Raw genomic sequence first — 16,945 nt, forward strand, 5'->3', positions numbered from 1 at the left:
TGCACTGCTCTACTCGCCTGCCGGATCGGGCACCGGCAGTCCGTGCAGGTTAGCGTAGATTCGCGCGGCGAGTGCGTCGTTGATGCCTTCCACGCGCGCGATCTCCGCTTCGCCGGCGGCCTTGAGCCCGGCCAGCCCGCCGAAATGCTTCAACAGGCTGGCGCGGCGGCGCGGACCGATGCCGGCGATGTCTTCCAGCTTGCTGGTCATGCGCGCTTTCTGGCGCCGCCCGCGGTGGCCGGTGATCGCGAAACGGTGCGCCTCGTCACGTACCTGCTGAATGAACTGCAGCGCCGGCGAGGCCGCGCCGGGGCGCAGTTCGCGCCCGTCCGGCATCACCAGGGTCTCGTGGCCGGCGCGGCGTTCGGCGCCCTTGGCCACGCCGATCACCAGGATGCCGTCCACGCCCAGGTCGGCGAGCGCGGCGTTGGCCTGCGCCAGCTGGCCGGCGCCGCCGTCGATCAGCAACACGTCGGGCAGCACCACGTCGGCCTTGTCGCCCTCCGCGGCGCGGCGGAAACGGCGTTCGATCGCCTGGCGCATCGCCGCGTAGTCGTCGCCCGGCTCGATGCCGCTGATGTTGTAGCGCCGGTACTGGCTGCGCACCGGGCCGCTGGCGTCGAACACCACGCACGAGGCCACGGTGGCCTCGCCCATGGTGTGGCTGATGTCGAAGCACTCCGCGCGCCGGACCGGCTCGGCCAGCCCCAGCATCTCGCGCAAGGCCTCGCTGCGCGCGTGCTGCGCGTTGCGGCTGGTGAGTTCGGTGGCCAGCGTGGCCTGCGCGTTGCGGCTGGCCAGCTCCAGGTAGCCGGCGCGCTCGCCGCGCACGTTCCAGCGCAATTGCACCTTGCGCTCGGCGGCCGAACCCAGCGCCGCTTCGATCAGCTCGGCGTCGGGGATCTCACGGTCCAGCAGCACCTCGCGCGGCGGCGGCTGTTCGGCGTAGTACTGCGACACGAACGCGCCGAGCACTTCGGCGGCGCTGTCCTCGCCGTTGGTCTTGGGGAAGAACGCGCGGGTGCCGAGATTGCGGCCGTCGCGGAACGCCAGCAGCAGCACGCAGGCGTTGGCGCCCTGCATCGCGCAGGCGAGCACGTCCAGGTCGGCGGCGCGGCCGTCCACGTATTGCCGGCTCTGCATGCTGCGCAGCGAGCCGAGCAGGTCGCGCAGGCGCGCAGCGCGTTCGAACTCAAGCTGTTCGCTGGCGGCCTGCATCGCCTGCACCAGTTCCTCGCCGAGCTGGTCGCTGCGCCCGTCCAGGAACATCGTCGCGCGGCGCACCGATTCGGCGTAGTCGTCGGCCGCCACCAACGCCACGCACGGCGCGCTGCAGCGGCCGATCTGGTACTGCAGGCACGGCCGCGAGCGGTTGCGGAACACGCTGTCCTCGCAGCTGCGCAGCTTGAACAGCTTGTGCATCAGGTTCAGCGTCTCGCGCACGGCAGTGACGCCGGGATACGGGCCGAAGTAGCGCCCGAGCACCGCGCGCGGGCCGCGGTGCAGCGCGATCCGCGGCCACTCCTCGCGGGTCAGCAGCACGTAGGGATAGCTCTTGTCGTCGCGCAGCGACACGTTGTAGCGCGGCGCCAGCGACTTGATCAGCTGGTTTTCCAGCAGCAGCGCCTCGCCTTCGCTGCGGGTCACGGTGACGTCCATGCGTGCGACCTGGGCCAGCATCGCCATGGTCCGCGCGTTCTTCGGCGAGGCGCTGAAATAGCTGGACACGCGCTTGCGCAGCGCGCCGGCCTTGCCGACGTAGAGCAAGGTGTCGTCGGCCGCGTACATGCGGTACACGCCGGGCGCGGTGCTGAGGTTGGCGGCGAAGGCCTTGCCGTCGAACGGGGGCAGTGCGGATGCGGTCATTCGCTGATCGGCACGTCGCTCAGTTCGCCGCTGGCGATGTCGTAGCGCAACACCGCGTGGGCATCGGCCTCGGCGATCCACACCGTGCCGGCGCTCACCGCCAGCCCGGCCGGGCCATGCAGGCGCCGCGGCAAGGGCGTGGTCGACAGTTCGCCGCCGCCCAGGCGCAGGCTGCGCAGGCTGCCGTTGCCGCTGTCGGCGATCCACAGCAGCGGCGCATCCGGGCTTAGCGCGATCGCCTGCGGAAACTGCAGCCGCGCGCGGCTGCGCGGGCCGTCTTCGTTGCCGAAGTCCCACGGCCCATGCCCACCGAGCAGGGTCTGCACCAGGTCGCCGCGCAATTGCAGCGCACGCACCGCCGACCCCAGCGCGTCGCACACGTACAGCACCTGTTGCACCGCGGCCAGGCTGCACGGCTGCGCGAACGCGGCCAGGTGGCCGCTGCCGTCGCGCAGTTCCAGCGCGCCTGCGCCGGCGCGCCAGCGCAGGCTGCGGTTGCCGAGCTCGTAACTCCAGATGCGGTTGTCGCCGGCCATCGCGATGTGCACCTGGTTGTCGGCCACCACCAGGTCCTGCGGGTGGTTCAGCGGCGCCTGCTGCGGGTGCTGCACCGGGCCTTCGACCGGTTCACCGACGCGGCCGTTGCCGCACAGGGTATCGACGTGGCCGCTGAGCAGGTTGATCCGGCGCAGCGCGTGGTTGCCGGTGTCGGCGACATACAGCACACCGCGCTCCAGCGCCAGCCCGCGCGGACGGTGGAACGCCGCTTCGCCGATGCCGCCGTCGATGAAATCGGCGGTGCCCAGCCCGAACTGGCGCAGCACGCGGCCGCCGGTGGTGCATTCGAGAATGCGGTGGTGGCCGCTGTCGGCGATGTACAGGCGATCGTCGGCGAGCGCCAGGCCGACCGGGAAGCGCAGCGGCAGGCGCGGCTCGGGCTGGGTTTCGCGCGCATCGCGCAGTTCCTCGTCCAGCGGCAGCGATTGCCCGGCGCACAGCGCGTTGAGCGCCTTTTCCAGATCCGCGCCGCCGATCCCGACCAGGCGCTCGCGCTCGTAACCGCCGGCATCGAGTAGCACCAGGGTCGGCCACGCCTGCACGGCGAAACGCTGCCAGGCGGCCCAGTCGGCGTCGAGCAGGATCGGTGCCGATACGCCCTGGCTGCGCAGCAGTTTCAGCGCGCGCTGCGGTTCGCGCTCGCTGTCGAAACGCGGCACCTGCACCACGATCAGCTGCAAACGCCCCGGATTGCGCGCCTGCCACTGCGCCAGTTCGCCCAGACGCTGCGCGCACCATACCGAGGCGGCGTTGACGAAGGCCAGCACCAGCGCGCGCCCCTGCTGCTCGCGCAACGTGGTCGGCGCGGCGTTGAGCCAGATGCCAGGCTGCGGCAGTTCCAGGGCGGCGATCGCGTTCATCGGCCGATTATGCCGGAGCCGCCGTCGGCGGACAGGCGCGCCACGCTACCGGCGGCGGCATCGTCTACAAGGCGCCAGACGTCCTCGAAGTGATCGCTGCCGCCGGTGTACGGATCGGGGATCTCGCGGCGCCCGTCCAGGCCCGCCCACGGCAGCCACAGCGCCACCCGTTGCAGCGCGGCGGCCGGGGCGCGCTGGCGCACATTGCGCAGGTTGCTGGCGTCGGCGCACAGGATCCAGTCGAAGTCGGCGAAGTCGGCGGCCTGCAGCTGGCGCGCGCGCAGCCCGGCGATGTCCACGCCATGGCCGCGGGCGCAGGCGATGGCGCGCCGGTCCGGCGCCTCGCCGCTGTGCCAGTCGCCGGTCCCGGCCGAATCCACCTGCACCCGGCCGGCCAGCGGCGAGCGCTGCAGGTGATGGCGCAGCGCGCCCTCCGCCATGGGCGAGCGGCAGATGTTGCCCAGGCACACCAGCAGCAGCTTCATGCCAGGGCCTGCAGGTGCGCCTCGGCGCGGGCCAGGTCCTCGGGCGTGTCCACCCCGGGCGGGAACGGCTCAGGCGACAGCGCCACCGCGATGCGGAAGCCGGCTTCCAGCACCCGCAGCTGCTCCAGCGCCTCCAGCTGTTCCAGGCCGCCCGGCGGCATCGCCGCGAAACGGCGCAAGAACCCGGCGCGGTAGGCGTAGATGCCGATATGGCGCAGCCACGGGCCTGGCGGCAGCCGTGCGCGCGAGGCGGCGAACGCGTCGCGGTGCCAGGGGATCGGCGCGCGGCTGAAATACAGCGCATCGCCCTGTGCGTTGCGCACCAGCTTGACCACGTTCGGATCGAACAGGCTCTCGGCCGATTCCACCGGCGTGCCCAGCGTCGCCATCTCCGCGCCGCTGGCGGCCAGCGCCTGCGCCACCACGACGATGCCGGCGGCCGGCGCGAACGGTTCGTCGCCCTGCAGGTTGACCACCAGGGTGGCGTCGTCCCAGCCGGCGAGGTCGGCGCATTCGGCCAGGCGATCGGTGCCGGAGACGTGCGCCGCCGAGGTCAGCACCACGTGCACGCCTTCCAGATCGGCCACCGCCGCGGCGATGCGCGGATCGTCCGCGGCCACCCACACCTGCTGCGCACCGGCGCCGAGCGCACGGCGCGCCACATGCCGTACCAGCGGTTCGCCGCCGAGCAGGCGCAGCGGCTTGCCGGGCAGGCGCGAAGCGGCGTAGCGCGCCGGAATGGCGACCACGAACGGCGGCGGCGGCGCGTGCATGGCGCTCATGCGCGGCGTGCGCCGGCGGCGGCGGCGGCGGCGGCGGCTGAATGCTGGAATGCGTGGGATCCAAACATGGATGGTCTTCTCCGTGGTCGATGGGGGCAACGCGTCTTCGAAGGCTCGGCGGCGGCAGCCGGTTCGCTGCAGCCAGGCACGCCAGCCGCCGCCGAGCGCGTGGCGCTCGCCATTGCTGCCATTCTATAGACCCTACCGATCGCGCTCTGCCCTTGCTCTGCTTGGGCGAACGCGTCTGCAGCGTCGGCGACGGCTGGTCCGCGATGGCAGCACAAACGCGCACAACGCCTTCCCGTGGCCGGTCTACGCCATTTCGACCCGGCACCGCAGCCAGCGCGGGACCGTGTGGGAGCGACTTCCGTCGCGACGGGCGTTACCGGTAAAACCTGTCGCGACTGAAGTCCTACACGGCCTGCGGATAGCCTACTGGTGCGCTGTAAGAGTGGTTTCAGCCGCGACAACTTCCGAAGTCGGAAGGCCCGCCGCTGCATTCGTCGCGACTGAAGTCGCTCCCACAAGGATTCCACCGGCGCCGCGAAGCGGCGAGGCCTCTTGTGGGAGGGACTTCAGTCCCGACTACATGCAGGTTCGGAACATTCACCACTGCGCTCGTCGCGACTGAAGACAGTTGCTCCTAAATGATTGGCCTGCCGTGGTACGTGCCTGCAAAGGTCACGGATGCGCTGTTTGCGAACCGCTATTCGATGGCGTCGCCGCTGCGCCCGCGCAGCTTGTCCAGTCGGTCGAGCAGGCCGATCCAGAACGCTGCCGGCAACTCGGCCAGCAGCGGCACGCTGAAGCACCAGTCGTTGACCAGCGACGCACACTTGACCGCGTCCTTCTCGGTCATCAGCACCGGCAGTTCGCTGCCGAACGACAGGTCGGCGGCGCGGTAGCGGTGATGGTCGGGAAACGCGTGCGGCACCACGCCGATGCCGTGCGCGCGCAGCATGTCGAAGAAGCGCTGCGGATGGGCGATGCCGGCGACGGCATGCACGCGCTGCCCGGCGAAGCCGCGCAGGGCGCGCGCGCGGCCGCCCTGCAGCGGTTGCGCGCTGTCGATGCGCAGGCGCATCGCCCACTCGCCGAAACCGGCCTGAACTTCGCCGACATCGCTGGCCTGGCCAAGGTTGATGACCCGGAAATCGCATTCGCGGCCGCGCGCCACCGGCTCGCGCAGCGGCCCGGCCGGCAGCAGGCGGCCATTGCCGTAGCGGCGATGGGCGTCGACCACTTCGATCTCGATGTCGCGCTGCAGCCGATAGTGCTGCAGGCCGTCGTCGCAGACCACGATGTCGCAGCCGGCCTGCAGCAGCGCGCGTGCGGCGGCGACGCGGTCGCGGTCCACCCGCACCGGCACGCCGGTCTTGTGTGCGATCAGCACCGGCTCGTCGCCACCGAGTTCGGGCGTGGTGCCAGGCTCGATCCAGCGCGCGACCTGGTCCTGACTGCGGCCATAGCCGCGGGTGGCCACGCCCGGTTTCCAGCCGGCGTCCTGCAGCTTGCGCACCAGGGCGATGGTCAGCGGAGTCTTGCCGGTGCCGCCGGCGGTAAGGTTACCGACCACCACCACCGGCACCGCGATGCTGTGGCGCTTGCGCCAGCCGCGCCGGTACAGCGCACGGCGCAGGCCAATGGCCGCCGCGTACAGCGGGGTCAGCAGCTGCGCGTACAGCGGCGGCGTGCCCTGGCCATACCAGAAGCCAGGCGTGTGTGGCCCGCGACCGCTCATCAGGGCTGCCTTTCGCGGAACTGCATGCTGTGCAGGTGGGCATACAGGCCGCCCTGGGCGAGCAGCGCGTGATGGGTGCCGCGCTCGACGATGCGGCCGTGATCCATCACCAGCACCTGGTCGGCATGTTCGATGGTGGACAGGCGGTGCGCGATGACCAGCGTGGTGCGCTCCGGCATCAGCCGGTGCAGCGCGTCCTGCACCAGGCGCTCGGATTCGTTGTCCAGCGCGGCGGTGGCTTCGTCGAGGATCAGGATCGGCGCGTCGCGCAGGATCGCGCGGGCGATCGCCAGGCGCTGGCGCTGGCCGCCGGACAACAGCGCACCGTTCTCGCCGACCTGGGTGCGCAGCTGCAGCGGCAACCGTTCGATGAATTCCCAGGCATTGGCCGCCTCGGCCGCGGCGCGGATCTGCGCGTCGCTGGCCCGCGTGCCGTAGGCGATGTTGGCGGCGATGGTGTCGTCGAACAGCATCACCCGCTGCCCGACCAATGCGATCTGCCGGCGCAGGTCGTGCAGGCGGTAGTCGTGCAGCGGCACCCCGTCCAGCGTGATGCTGCCGCCGCTGGGTTCGTAGAAGCGCGGCACCAGCCGCACCAGGCTGGTCTTGCCGCTGCCGGAACGACCGACGATGGCGGTGACCGTGCCCGGCTTGGCCGTGAAGCTGATGTCGTCCAGGGCCAGGCCGCCGTCCTGGTGGTAGCGCAGCATCACCTGATCGAACGCCAGTTCGCCGCGCACGCGCTGCACCGACACGCTGCCGCTGTCGCGTTCTTCCGGCGTGTCCAGGATCGAGAACAGCCGCTCGGCCGCGGCCACGCCGCGCGAGATCGAGGTCTGCACGCTGGTCAGCCGGCGCAGCGACGGGATGATCGCCATCATCGAGGTCATCAGCGCCATGAACTGGCCGGCGTTGAGGCGCCCGGCCAGCGCCTCGCGGGTGGCGACCCAGACGATCGCCGCCAGCGCCACCGCGGCCAGGAACTGGACCATGCTCGAGGCCAGCGCGCGGGTGGTCTCGACCTTCATGTTCAGGCCCAGCATGCGGTTGGCCAGCGCCGCGTAATAGCTGATTTCCAGCGTCTGGGTGCCGTGCACCTTCACTTCCTGCTGCGCCCCCAGCGACTGCTCGGCACGCTGCGCCATCGAGCCCATGCCGTCCTGGATGCCGCGGCTGATCTTGCGGTAGCGCTTGCCGACATAGGACACGATGACCCCAATGAGCGGCGCCACCACCAGCAGCGCCAAGGTCACCTTGACGCTCATCTGCAGCATCACGATCAGCATGCCGATGATGGTCAGGGTATCGGCCACCAGCGTCTTCAATGCATCGGAGGCGGCCTGGGTGACCTGTTCGGTATCGAAGTTCAGGCGGCTGACCATCACCGGCGTGGCCTCCACGTCGAAGTGCGAGGACGGCAGGTGCAGGTACTTGGCCAGCACCTGCTCGCGCAGGTCGCGCACCACGCTGCGCCCGGTGCGGGCCATGCAGTAGTCGCCGACGAAGGTGGCGACGCTGCGCATCAGGAACAGGCCCAGGATCGCCAGCGGCAGCAGTACCGCCATGCGCGCCTCGGGGTTGACGAAGCCGCGGTTGACCAGCGGATCCATCAGCCGGGTGAAGAAATAGCCGGCGGTGGCCTCGATCACCATTGCCACCACCGCCGCCGTCAGCATCGCCCAATAGGCGTGGGTATAGCCGAGCAGCCGACGGTAGATCGGCCAGACCGGTGCCGACGTCGCACTCACCGCTTGACTTCCGGCGCGGTGGCGATGGCGATGCGGCGGAAGCCGAGCTGGCCCAGCGCGTCCTGCGCGGTGACCACGGCCTGGTAGGGAGTGCGCGCATCGGCACGCAGCAGCACCGGCTGCGTGCGGTCGTCGCCGGCGACCTGGACGATGCTGCGCTTGACCGACGCCACGTCGGTGCGCAGCACTTCCTGGTCGTTGACGAAGTAATGCCCGTCAGCGTTGACCAGCACGCTCAGTGCGCGCGGCGGCGCCGGATTGTGTTGGTCGCTGGCGTTGGGGAGCTGCAGCTGCAACGTGGAACGGGCGTCGAAGGTGGTGGTCACTACGAAGAAGATGATCAGGACAAGAATGACGTCGATCAGGGGCACCAGGTCGATCTGCGGCTCGTCCTGGATGCGGTCGTCGCGGATCCGCACCGGTCAGCCCTTGGCCTGCGCAGCGGCACCGCTGCGCGAAGCCGGGCGTGCCGCGGCCGGGGTCGGCGCGCCGTCGCGGCCATGGCCGTCGAGGACATCGCTCAAGGCGGTGGCTTCGCGCTCCATCTCGATGATGTAGCCGGCGATGCGGCCCTTGAAATAGCGATGGAAGACCAGTGCCGGCACCGCGATGATCATGCCGGTGGCGGTGCACACCAGGGCCTTGCCGATGCCGCCAGCGAGCTGGTTCACGTCGCCGACGCCATGGTCGAGGATGCCCAGGAACATCTGGATCATGCCGACCACGGTGCCGAGCAGGCCAAGCAGCGGCCCGGCCGAGGCCACCGTGCCCAACGCGTTCAGGAACCGCTCCATGCGATGCACGACGTGGCGGCCGGTGTCCTCGATGCGTTCGCGGACGATCGCGCGCGGCCGGTTGCGCACGTCCAGGCCGGCGGCGAGCAGCTCGCCCAGCGCCGAATTGCGTCGCAGCGACTCGATGTGGGTGGGGTCGAGCTTGCCGCGGGTGGCCCAGTTGCGCACTTCCTGGCCCAGCCCCGGCGGCAGCACTTCGCTACGGCGCAGGCTCCAGAACCGCTCCAGCACGATCGCCAGCGCGACCACGCCCAACAGCAGCAACGGCACCATCGGCCAGCCACCGGCCTTGACCAGTTCCCACACGTCGCAACCCTCCGGCACGTTCTGCCGTTCGTTCACCGGCCGATAGGATAGCAGCCGCCCGTGCCCGCTCCGCGGCATCCCACAGCCGCGCCCGCCACGGCCGCCGTTCGCGCAGTTGCAGGCCGGCGCGTCCCAGCCACACGCGCAGCGCGCCGGCCTGCGGCGTGGTCGCGACCTCGGCGCCGGACGCCTGCCAGCGGGCCACCACCGCCGGCCGCGGATGGCCGAAGCGGTTGCCCTCGCCCGCCGAGATCAGCACCAGGCGCGCGCCGGTGGCGGCGACGAAGGCCGCCTGCGAGGAATGCGCGCTGCCGTGATGCGGCGCCAGCACCACCTCGGCGCGCAGGTCCTGCGGCGCCTGGCGCAGCAGGCGGCTCTCGACCACCTCGCCGATGTCGCCGGTGAGCAGCATCGCGCCATGCGCGCTTTCCACCCGCAGCACGCAGCTCGACTCGTTGTCGAGATAGGGAAAGCCTGGCGCCGGATGCAGGAAGCGAAAACGCACTCCATCCCATTCCCAGGCGGTGCCGGCCAGGCACGGCCGGTCCACCCGCACCGGCGCGCCGGCCGGCGCCTCGGCCAGGCCGACCGGGAGCGCCGCGCGCACCGCCTCGAACCCGCCGGCATGGTCGTTGTCGCCGTGGCTGATCACGGTGCGGTCCAGCCGCGACACGCCGAGCGCGTGCAGCGCCGGCACCACCGCGCGCTCGCCGGCGTCATAGCCGTCCTTGATCGCCGGGCCGGCGTCGTACAGCAACTGGTGCTGCGCGGTGAGCACCAGCACCGACAATCCCTGGCCGACATCGATCATCACCAGTTCCACCTCGCCCGCGGCCGGCCGCTCCAGCGGCGGCCAGAACAGCGGCAGCCACAGCAGCGCCGCCAGCGGCTTGCCCGGCACCGCGCGCGGCAGCAGCAGCCAGAACGCGCCCAGCAGCGCCAGCGGCAACGCCCAGTCGCGTGCTTCCGGCAGCCACCACAGCGCGAAACGGCTTTCGCCGAGCGCGGCGAACAGCGGCCAAGTCAGGTCGAAGCACGCCGCCGCCGCACGCCATGCCCAAACGCCGGCGCCGGCATGCAGCGCCTCCAGCGCGGTGCCGAGCAGCGCCAGCGGCACTACCACCAGGCTCCACCACGGAATCGCCAGCAGGTTGGCGAGCGGACCGACGGCCGATGCCTGGCCGAACAGCATCGTGCTCAGCGGCAACAAGCCCAGCGTGGCCACGCCCTGCGCCGACAGGAACTCGCGCAGCTTGCCGCGCCAGCCGCTGCCGGCCGCCGGCATGCACCAGGCCAGCCAGGCCACGCCGAGGAAGCTCAGCCAGAAGCCGGCGGACAGCACCGCCAGCGGGTTTAAGGCCAGCATGACGATCGCGGCCAGCGCCAGCGCATCGACCACCCGCACCGGGCGCCGCCACAGCCGCGCGACCACGACGACCGCGATCATCAGTGCGGTCCGCACGGTGGGCAGCGCCATGCCCGACAGCAGGGTGTAGCCGCCGGCGCCGAGCACCGCCAGCAACGCGGCGGCCTGATGGCGCGGCCAATAGCGCCCCAGCCGCGGCCACAGCCGCCACAGACCGCCGGCGAGCAGTGCGAACGCACCGGCGACCAGGCCGACATGGAAGCCGGAAATGGCGATCAGATGGGTCAGGCCGGCGGCGCGCAGGATGCGCCAGTCGCGATCGTCCAGCGTGCGCGTGTCGCCGAGCGCCAGCGCCTGCACGTAACGCGCCGACGCGCTTGGCACCGCGGCCGCAATCCGCGCCGACAGCCCCTCGCGCCAGGCATCGATGCCCTGCCCAGGCGCCAGTTCGGCGGCTTCGTGCGCCGCGGTCACGTAGCCGCTGGCGCTGATCCGTTGCGCCAGCGCATAGGCTTCGGCGTCGAAGCCGCCCGGATTGCTGAGCCCGCGCGGCGCGCGCAGGCGCACGCTCAGGCGCCAGCGCGCGCCGGCGTGCAATGCCGTGCGCGGACCAGGCGCGTGCGCGCCGAAATCGTCGTACCAGGCCAGTTGCAGCAGGCGCCCGCGCAATGGCGCCGGCTGCGTGGCGTCGGTGTCCACCCGGAACATGAAACGCGTGCGCCGCGCCTCGGACTGCGGCAGTTCCAGCACCTGCCCGTGTAGCGTCGCCACGCGCTTTTCCCAGTCGGCGGGCAATTGCCGCGCCAGGACCATGCCGGCGATCAGCCCCAGCCAAGCAAAGCCCACCGCGAGAGCGCCCAGCCAGCGCAAGCGCGGCATGCCGATCCACACCGCGCTGCCGCCGAGCAACAGCAGCAACGACAGCGGCCACGGCGCCAGCCGCGGCAGCCACAGTGCCGCCAGTACGCCCGCGGCGAGCGCGGCGGCGACGGCGATGCCGAACGGGGCGATCGCCTCGGCACGCATACGTCCTGGTGCGGCAAACCCCAAACCAGGCGCAGATTCAGGATACAGCTGCATGCGATCGCCGCTCCTTGGCGTGAACAGGGTGCAGAGGTAACAGCGGCGATCGCGACAGGCGGCGACAACCGCGACGAGGCAGGTCGATAGCCTCGCCCGCCGCGGTGATATCCGCCATCGGCCAAGCCCTGCAAGCGGTGTAGGAATTCGCCTGGAGACGCACGCCGACGCGCCGCGCGCGGCGCATGGCCGCTTTTCGCCATACATTCATCGGCCTGCGGCTAGCGTGTTCGGTTTACGTCGAAGGAATCCACGCATGCGCAAGGGCACCGCACTGGTGGTCGGGGTCACCGGCATCTCCGGCTACAACTTGGCGAACGTTCTCGTTGCCGAAGGATGGACCGTCTATGGCCTGGCACGGCGCCCGATCCCGCAGGAAGGCGTGATTCCGATCGCGGCCGATCTGCTCGACCGCGACGCCACCGCAGCCGCGCTGCGCGGACTGCCGATCACCCATGTGTTCTTCTGCACCTGGACGCGGCGCGACACCGAAAAGGAAAACGTCGCCGCCAACAGCGCGATGCTGCGCCACCTGTGCGAAGGCCTGGACAGCACAGCGCTGCAGCACATGGCGCTGGTCACCGGCACCAAGCACTACCTGGGTTCGTTCGAGCACTACGGTAGCGGCAGAGCAGAGACGCCGTTCCGCGAGAGCGAGCCGCGCCAGCCAGGCGAGAATTTCTACTACACGCTGGAAGACCTACTGTTCGATGCCGCCGCCCGCCATGGCTTCGGCTGGAGCGTGCACCGCTCGCACACCATGATCGGCCAGGCCAACGGCAGCAATGCGATGAACATGGGCGTGACCCTGGCGGTGTACGCGACGCTGTGCAAGCACAGCGGGCAACCGTTCGTCTTCCCCGGCTCGCGCGCGCAGTGGGACAGCCTCACCGACCTCACCGACGCCGGCCTGCTCGGCCGCCAGCTGGCCTGGGCCGCGACCAGCCCGGCCGCGCGCGACCAGGCGTTCAACACGGTCAACGGCGACGTGTTCCGCTGGCGCTGGATGTGGGGCGAGATCGCTGCATTCTTCGGCCTGGAAGCCGCTCCTTATCCGGATGCGCCGATGCCGCTGCAGCCGCGTCTGCATGACACCGCACCGGCCCTGTGGCGCGAGATCGCCGAACGCCATGGGCTGGTGCAGGCGGACGTGAACCAGCTTGCGTCGTGGTGGCACACCGACGCCGACCTCGGCCGCGAGATCGAATGCGTCAACGACATGACCAAAAGCCGCGATCTGGGCTTTCTCGGTTACTACGACAGCCGCGCCTCGTTCCTGGAACTGTTCGCCAGGCTGCGCGCGCAGCGGGTGATTCCCTGAGGGGCGTCGCCTCGGTGGGTGAGCTGCCGCCGCGGGGAGATGGTCGGTGCAGGATCGTCGACTAGGCAGGCGTTCGAGCGGTTTTTTTCATCCGATTGGCCAAGCCGCTGCGATCCCCCGGCCTTTTGCTGGCCCATCTGTCGCGATCGCTTCTGAGGCCCGGCAACTGGACGGCTCCGCGCGTCGCGACTGAAGTCGCTCCCACAATGGCTTGCGGCCAGCCGGCTGGGTGCACTGTGGGAGGGACCTCAGTCCCGACTGTTTCCGAAGCCGGATCGCCGGATGGCCTCGTTCGTCGCGGCTGAAGCCGCTCCTATAGGAAACAGGCAGCCGACTCGCCGGGTGCACTGTAGGAGCGGCTTCAGCCGCGACCGATTGCCGAAACCGCCATGGTTCCGGACTGCATTCGTCACGGCCGACAGGCCGCGGCCATAGGCATGCGCGCCGCTACACGTCGGCAGGCGCCAGTTCGCGCAGCTTGCCCTGGTGCAGTTCCAGCACGCGGTCGAGCTTGCGCGCCAGGCTGCGGTCGTGGGTGACCAGGGCCAGGCTGGTGCCGTGCGCGCGGTTGAGATCGAGCATCAACGCGAACACGTTGGCTGCGGTCTTGTCGTCGAGGTTGCCGGTCGGCTCGTCGCCGAGCACGCAGGCCGGACGGTTGACCAGCGCGCGCGCCACCGCCGCACGCTGGCGCTCGCCGCCGGAGAGTTCGCCTGGCTTGTGCTCAAGGCGATGGCCCAGGCCCACCGATTCCAGCAGGGCGCGCGCGCGCGCCTCGGCGTCCTTGACCGCGGCGCCGCCGAGCAGCACCGGCATCATCACGTTCTCCAGCGCGGTGAATTCCGGCAGCAGATGATGGAACTGGTAGACGAAGCCCAGCGCGCGGTTACGCAGCTGCCCGCGCGCCGCGTCCGACAGCGCCGACATGCGCTGCCCAGCCACGTACACCTCGCCGGCGGTGGGCACGTCGAGGCCGCCGAGCAGGTGCAGCAGCGTGCTCTTGCCGGCGCCGGACGCGCCGACGATGGCCACGGTCTCGCCCGGCGCCACGGCCAGGTCCAGCCCGTCGAACACCGGCGTGCGCATCTTGCCCTCGGCATAGGTCTTGCCCAGGCCCTCGGCGCGGATCGCCGCGTCTGAATGTTGTGGCTTGTGCACTGCCGATTCCCGATTCCCGATTCCCGATCCGCGGCCGTCATTCATAACGCAGCGCCTCCGCCGGTTGCGTGCGCGCGGCGCGCCAGGCCGGATACAGCGTGGCCAGGAAGCTCATCAGCAGCGCGACGAGGGTGATCACCACCACGTCGTGCGGCTGCATGTCGGTGGGCAGGCCGGTGATGTAGTACACGTCTTCCGGCAGCAGCTTGATGTTGAATACGGCCTCGATGCCGGCCAGGATCCGCTCCAGGTTCAAGGTCAGCAGGATGCCGCCGACCACCCCAGCGATGGTGCCGAACACGCCGATCAGCGTGCCCTGCACCATGAACACCTGCATCACCCCGCCCGGACTCAGCCCCAGCGTGCGCAGGATGGCGATGTCGGCCTGCTTGTCGGTGACCAGCATCACCTGCGAGGACACCAGGTTGAACGCGCCCATCGCGATGATCAACGACAGCAGGATGCCCATCACCGTTTTTTCCATCTTCAGCGACTGGTACAGGTTGGCGTTCTCACGGGTCCAGTCGCTGACCATGTACGGGCCGTGCAGGTTCAGCGCCAGGTCGCGCGCCACGTCCCAGGCCAGGTCCATGTTGTGCAGCTTCAGGCGCACGCCGGTGACGCCGTCGCCGATGCGCAGCACGCGCTGCATGTCCGCCATGCTGGTCACCGCCAGGCCGCGGTCGATCTCGTTGTAGCCGGCCTCGAAGATGCCGCTGACGGTGAAGCGCTTGTAGCGCGGCACCATGCCAATCGGGCTGGCCTGCGGTTCGCCGAGCATCACCACCACCTTGTCGCCGACGCCCACGCCCAGCCACAGCGCCAGTTCCTGGCCGAGCAGGATGTTGTAGGAGCCGGGGGTGAGGCTGTCGATCGAGCCCTGCTTCATCTTTTGCGCCAGCACCGAAACCTTGGCCTCCTCGCGGGGCAGGATGCCGCGCACGATCGCCGGCTGGTTGCGCTGCCCGGTGAGCAGCGCCTCTTCCTCGACATACGGCGCAGCGCCGGCCACGCGCGGATCGCGGGTCGCCACGTCAACCGCGTGCTGCCAGTTCTCCATCGGCGCGCCCTGCGCGCTGACCGTGGCATGGGCCGCCATCTGCAGCAGGCGGTCGCGGATCTCCTTCTGGAAGCCGCTCATCACCGCCAGCGTGGTGATCAGCACGGTCACGCCCAGGGCGATGCCGAGGATCGAGGCCATCGAGATGAAGGAGATGAAGTTGTTGCGGCGCTTGGCGCGCAGGTAGCGCAGGCCGATGGCCACGGGTAAGGGTTTGAACATGCGCAGCCACCATCCAGGGAGCGCTATGGTGCCATCTGCGGCGGCGCAGACGAAGCGGCACGGGCCTGAGCGGCCAGACGCAGTTCACGTCGTGCCCGCGGCGACAGCGTGTCCGGCCACCAGGCCAGGCGCCACACCCGGCCATCCGCATCGCGCCAGCGTACGAACGCCAGCGGCCCACGCCAGTCCACCTGCAGCGCCGCGACCGGCTGGCCATCGACGCTTGCCGCCACGCTGCCCTGCGCCGGGAGCAGCAGTGCACGCGGCGCCCGCCGCGCCTCACGCCACAGCAGCCACGCCGCGTACAGCGCGGCCAGCGCCGCCGCCGGCCAGGCGCAGGCGCGCGGCATGTCCGAACCCAGGATCGACAGCGGCGCCAGCACGCTCAGCAACGCCAGCGCCGCCAGCAACCACCGCGAGGGACGCCACTCAAGCCGGCATGGCGCGGATGGTGGCGATGAGATCGGCGGCGCGTGCATCGGGACAAGCCTCGTAGCCCATGAACCAGCGCCACAACTTATCGTCCTCGCATTCGAGCAGGTATAGGAAAACTCCGCGCTCGGCCTCGGAGGCCTGCGCCCAGCGCCGGTCCAGGTAGCGCCCGAACAGCTGATCCAGCTCACGCATGCCGCGCCGGCAGCGCCAGCGCAGCTTTTTCAGTTCGGTGGCTTCGTCCATCGCATCGCACCCCAAGTCTTGGTGGACGGACGCCTGGGTCGGCGACCGTCGAAAACACGCGCGGCACCGAACCCGAGAGCCGGTGCCGCGCAGTCGAACGGGCCTGCCGTCCGTGGTTGCAACGCTAGCCGATCAGGCGCGGCGCGCCATCATCAGCTTCTTGATCTCGGCGATCGCCAGCGCAGGGTTCAGACCCTTCGGGCAGGTCCGCGCGCAGTTCATGATGGTGTGGCAGCGGTACAACTTGAACGGGTCTTCCAGGTCGTCCAGGCGCGCACCGGTGTCCTCGTCGCGCGAGTCGATGATCCAGCGGTAGGCCTGCAACAGGATCGCCGGGCCCAGGTAGCGCTCGCCGTTCCACCAGTAGCTCGGGCAGCTGGTCGAGCAGCACGCGCACAGGATGCACTCGTACAGACCGTCGAGCTTCTTGCGGTCTTCCGGCGACTGCAGCCGCTCGCGGTCCGGCGGCGGCGGGGTCTGGGTGCGGATCCACGGCTTGATCGATGCGTACTGCGCGTAGAAGTGGGTCAGGTCCGGCACCAGATCCTTGATCACGTCCATGTGCGGCAGCGGATAGATCGGCACTTCGGCCTTGCCGCAGTCGGCGATCGCCTTGGTGCAGGCCAGCGTGTTGGTGCCGTCGATGTTCATCGCGCACGAACCGCAGATGCCTTCGCGGCAGGAACGGCGGAAGGTCAGGGTCGGATCGATCTCGTTCTTGATCTTGATCAGCGCGTCCAGGACCATCGGGCCGCAGGCGTCCAGATCCACCTCGTAGGTGTCGGTGCGTGGATTGCTGTCGTCGTCCGGATTCCACCGGTAGACCTTGAAGGTGCGTGCATTCTTCGCGCCGGTGGCGGCAAAGTGCTTGCCCTTGCCGATCTTGGAATTCTTGGGGAGGGTGAACTCTGCCATGGCTT

General features: G+C 70.1%; 15 protein-coding genes. 1 reads left to right on the plus strand and 14 read right to left on the minus strand.

All coding sequences use genetic code 11. The features are described 5' to 3' along the window. Positions 1 to 9: 9 nt before the first annotated feature. The 9 genes from uvrC to E4A48_RS09605 form a co-directional block, all read right to left on the minus strand. Complete coding sequence (gene uvrC, locus E4A48_RS09565; protein WP_058196910.1) at positions 10 to 1,866, minus strand: excinuclease ABC subunit UvrC; 1,857 nt, start codon at positions 1,864 to 1,866, stop codon at positions 10 to 12. Further along, positions 1,863 to 3,284: a nhl repeat protein gene (locus E4A48_RS09570; protein WP_039006549.1), complete on the minus strand. Its 1,422-nt coding sequence runs from the start codon at positions 3,282 to 3,284 to the stop codon at positions 1,863 to 1,865. Before E4A48_RS09570 ends, uvrC begins: the two co-directional genes overlap by 4 nt. Continuing rightward, complete coding sequence (locus E4A48_RS09575) at positions 3,281 to 3,769, minus strand: low molecular weight protein-tyrosine-phosphatase (protein ID WP_039006550.1); 489 nt, start codon at positions 3,767 to 3,769, stop codon at positions 3,281 to 3,283. Before E4A48_RS09575 ends, E4A48_RS09570 begins: the two co-directional genes overlap by 4 nt. Then, the gene (gene kdsB, locus E4A48_RS09580; RefSeq protein ID WP_039009117.1) at positions 3,766 to 4,542 is read right to left on the minus strand and encodes a 3-deoxy-manno-octulosonate cytidylyltransferase; all 777 of its coding nucleotides are present in this window, start codon (positions 4,540 to 4,542) and stop codon (positions 3,766 to 3,768) included. Before kdsB ends, E4A48_RS09575 begins: the two co-directional genes overlap by 4 nt. 715 nt (positions 4,543 to 5,257) lie before the next feature. After that, positions 5,258 to 6,292, minus strand: a complete 1,035-nt coding sequence (lpxK, locus tag E4A48_RS09585; protein WP_039006551.1) for a tetraacyldisaccharide 4'-kinase — start codon at positions 6,290 to 6,292, stop codon at positions 5,258 to 5,260. After that, complete coding sequence (gene msbA, locus E4A48_RS09590) at positions 6,292 to 8,040, minus strand: lipid A export permease/ATP-binding protein MsbA (RefSeq protein ID WP_039006552.1); 1,749 nt, start codon at positions 8,038 to 8,040, stop codon at positions 6,292 to 6,294. Before msbA ends, lpxK begins: the two co-directional genes overlap by 1 nt. Continuing rightward, on the minus strand, positions 8,037 to 8,459 hold the full coding sequence (locus E4A48_RS09595) for an ExbD/TolR family protein (RefSeq protein ID WP_039006553.1): 423 nt from the start codon (positions 8,457 to 8,459) through the stop codon (positions 8,037 to 8,039). The genes msbA and E4A48_RS09595 overlap by 4 nt, the downstream gene beginning before the upstream one ends. A gap of 3 nt (positions 8,460 to 8,462) precedes the next feature. Next, positions 8,463 to 9,140 (minus strand): MotA/TolQ/ExbB proton channel family protein, encoded by a 678-nt coding sequence (locus tag E4A48_RS09600; RefSeq protein WP_039006554.1) that lies wholly within the window; start codon positions 9,138 to 9,140, stop codon positions 8,463 to 8,465. Then, entirely contained in the window at positions 9,034 to 11,532 is a 2,499-nt protein-coding gene (locus E4A48_RS09605; RefSeq protein WP_039006555.1) for a DNA internalization-related competence protein ComEC/Rec2, read from the minus strand. The genes E4A48_RS09600 and E4A48_RS09605 overlap by 107 nt, the downstream gene beginning before the upstream one ends. Positions 11,533 to 11,842: 310 nt before the next feature. Here E4A48_RS09605 and E4A48_RS09610 point away from each other — a divergent pair, with 310 nt between their 5' ends. Beyond that, positions 11,843 to 12,907 carry an SDR family oxidoreductase gene (locus E4A48_RS09610; protein WP_142742329.1) on the plus strand — a complete coding sequence of 355 codons (1,065 nt, stop codon included), beginning with the start codon at positions 11,843 to 11,845 and terminating at the stop codon, positions 12,905 to 12,907. A 447-nt stretch (positions 12,908 to 13,354) separates the two neighbouring features. Here the strand turns inward: E4A48_RS09610 and lolD are convergent, their stop codons facing one another. The 5 genes from lolD to E4A48_RS09635 form a co-directional block, all read right to left on the minus strand. Beyond that, positions 13,355 to 14,110: a lipoprotein-releasing ABC transporter ATP-binding protein LolD gene (gene lolD, locus E4A48_RS09615; RefSeq protein WP_039006560.1), complete on the minus strand. Its 756-nt coding sequence runs from the start codon at positions 14,108 to 14,110 to the stop codon at positions 13,355 to 13,357. After that, complete coding sequence (locus tag E4A48_RS09620; protein ID WP_039006561.1) at positions 14,103 to 15,347, minus strand: lipoprotein-releasing ABC transporter permease subunit; 1,245 nt, start codon at positions 15,345 to 15,347, stop codon at positions 14,103 to 14,105. Before E4A48_RS09620 ends, lolD begins: the two co-directional genes overlap by 8 nt. A 23-nt stretch (positions 15,348 to 15,370) precedes the next feature. Next, the gene (locus tag E4A48_RS09625) at positions 15,371 to 15,826 is read right to left on the minus strand and encodes a hypothetical protein (protein ID WP_039006562.1); all 456 of its coding nucleotides are present in this window, start codon (positions 15,824 to 15,826) and stop codon (positions 15,371 to 15,373) included. Beyond that, entirely contained in the window at positions 15,777 to 16,025 is a 249-nt protein-coding gene (locus E4A48_RS09630) for an FAD assembly factor SdhE (protein ID WP_039006563.1), read from the minus strand. Before E4A48_RS09630 ends, E4A48_RS09625 begins: the two co-directional genes overlap by 50 nt. Before the next feature lie 132 nt (positions 16,026 to 16,157). Continuing rightward, positions 16,158 to 16,940 (minus strand): succinate dehydrogenase iron-sulfur subunit, encoded by a 783-nt coding sequence (locus E4A48_RS09635; protein WP_039006564.1) that lies wholly within the window; start codon positions 16,938 to 16,940, stop codon positions 16,158 to 16,160. Positions 16,941 to 16,945 lie beyond the last annotated feature (5 nt).

It is taken from the genome of Xanthomonas translucens pv. cerealis, assembly GCF_006838285.1.
GTDB lineage: Bacteria > Pseudomonadota > Gammaproteobacteria > Xanthomonadales > Xanthomonadaceae > Xanthomonas_A > Xanthomonas_A cerealis.

Coding starts and splice junctions, on each gene's coding strand:
- uvrC (WP_058196910.1), bottom strand. CDS start 1,866: ATGACCGCATCCGCACTGCCCCCGTTCGACGGCAAGGCCTTCGCCGCC.
- E4A48_RS09570 (WP_039006549.1), bottom strand. CDS start 3,284: ATGAACGCGATCGCCGCCCTGGAACTGCCGCAGCCTGGCATCTGGCTC.
- E4A48_RS09575 (WP_039006550.1), bottom strand. CDS start 3,769: ATGAAGCTGCTGCTGGTGTGCCTGGGCAACATCTGCCGCTCGCCCATG.
- kdsB (WP_039009117.1), bottom strand. CDS start 4,542: ATGCACGCGCCGCCGCCGCCGTTCGTGGTCGCCATTCCGGCGCGCTAC.
- lpxK (WP_039006551.1), bottom strand. CDS start 6,292: ATGAGCGGTCGCGGGCCACACACGCCTGGCTTCTGGTATGGCCAGGGC.
- E4A48_RS09605 (WP_039006555.1), bottom strand. CDS start 11,532: ATGCGTGCCGAGGCGATCGCCCCGTTCGGCATCGCCGTCGCCGCCGCG.
- E4A48_RS09610 (WP_142742329.1), top strand. CDS start 11,843: ATGCGCAAGGGCACCGCACTGGTGGTCGGGGTCACCGGCATCTCCGGC.
- lolD (WP_039006560.1), bottom strand. CDS start 14,110: ATGAATGACGGCCGCGGATCGGGAATCGGGAATCGGGAATCGGCAGTG.
- E4A48_RS09620 (WP_039006561.1), bottom strand. CDS start 15,347: ATGTTCAAACCCTTACCCGTGGCCATCGGCCTGCGCTACCTGCGCGCC.
- E4A48_RS09625 (WP_039006562.1), bottom strand. CDS start 15,826: ATGCACGCGCCGCCGATCTCATCGCCACCATCCGCGCCATGCCGGCTT.
- E4A48_RS09630 (WP_039006563.1), bottom strand. CDS start 16,025: ATGGACGAAGCCACCGAACTGAAAAAGCTGCGCTGGCGCTGCCGGCGC.
- E4A48_RS09635 (WP_039006564.1), bottom strand. CDS start 16,940: ATGGCAGAGTTCACCCTCCCCAAGAATTCCAAGATCGGCAAGGGCAAG.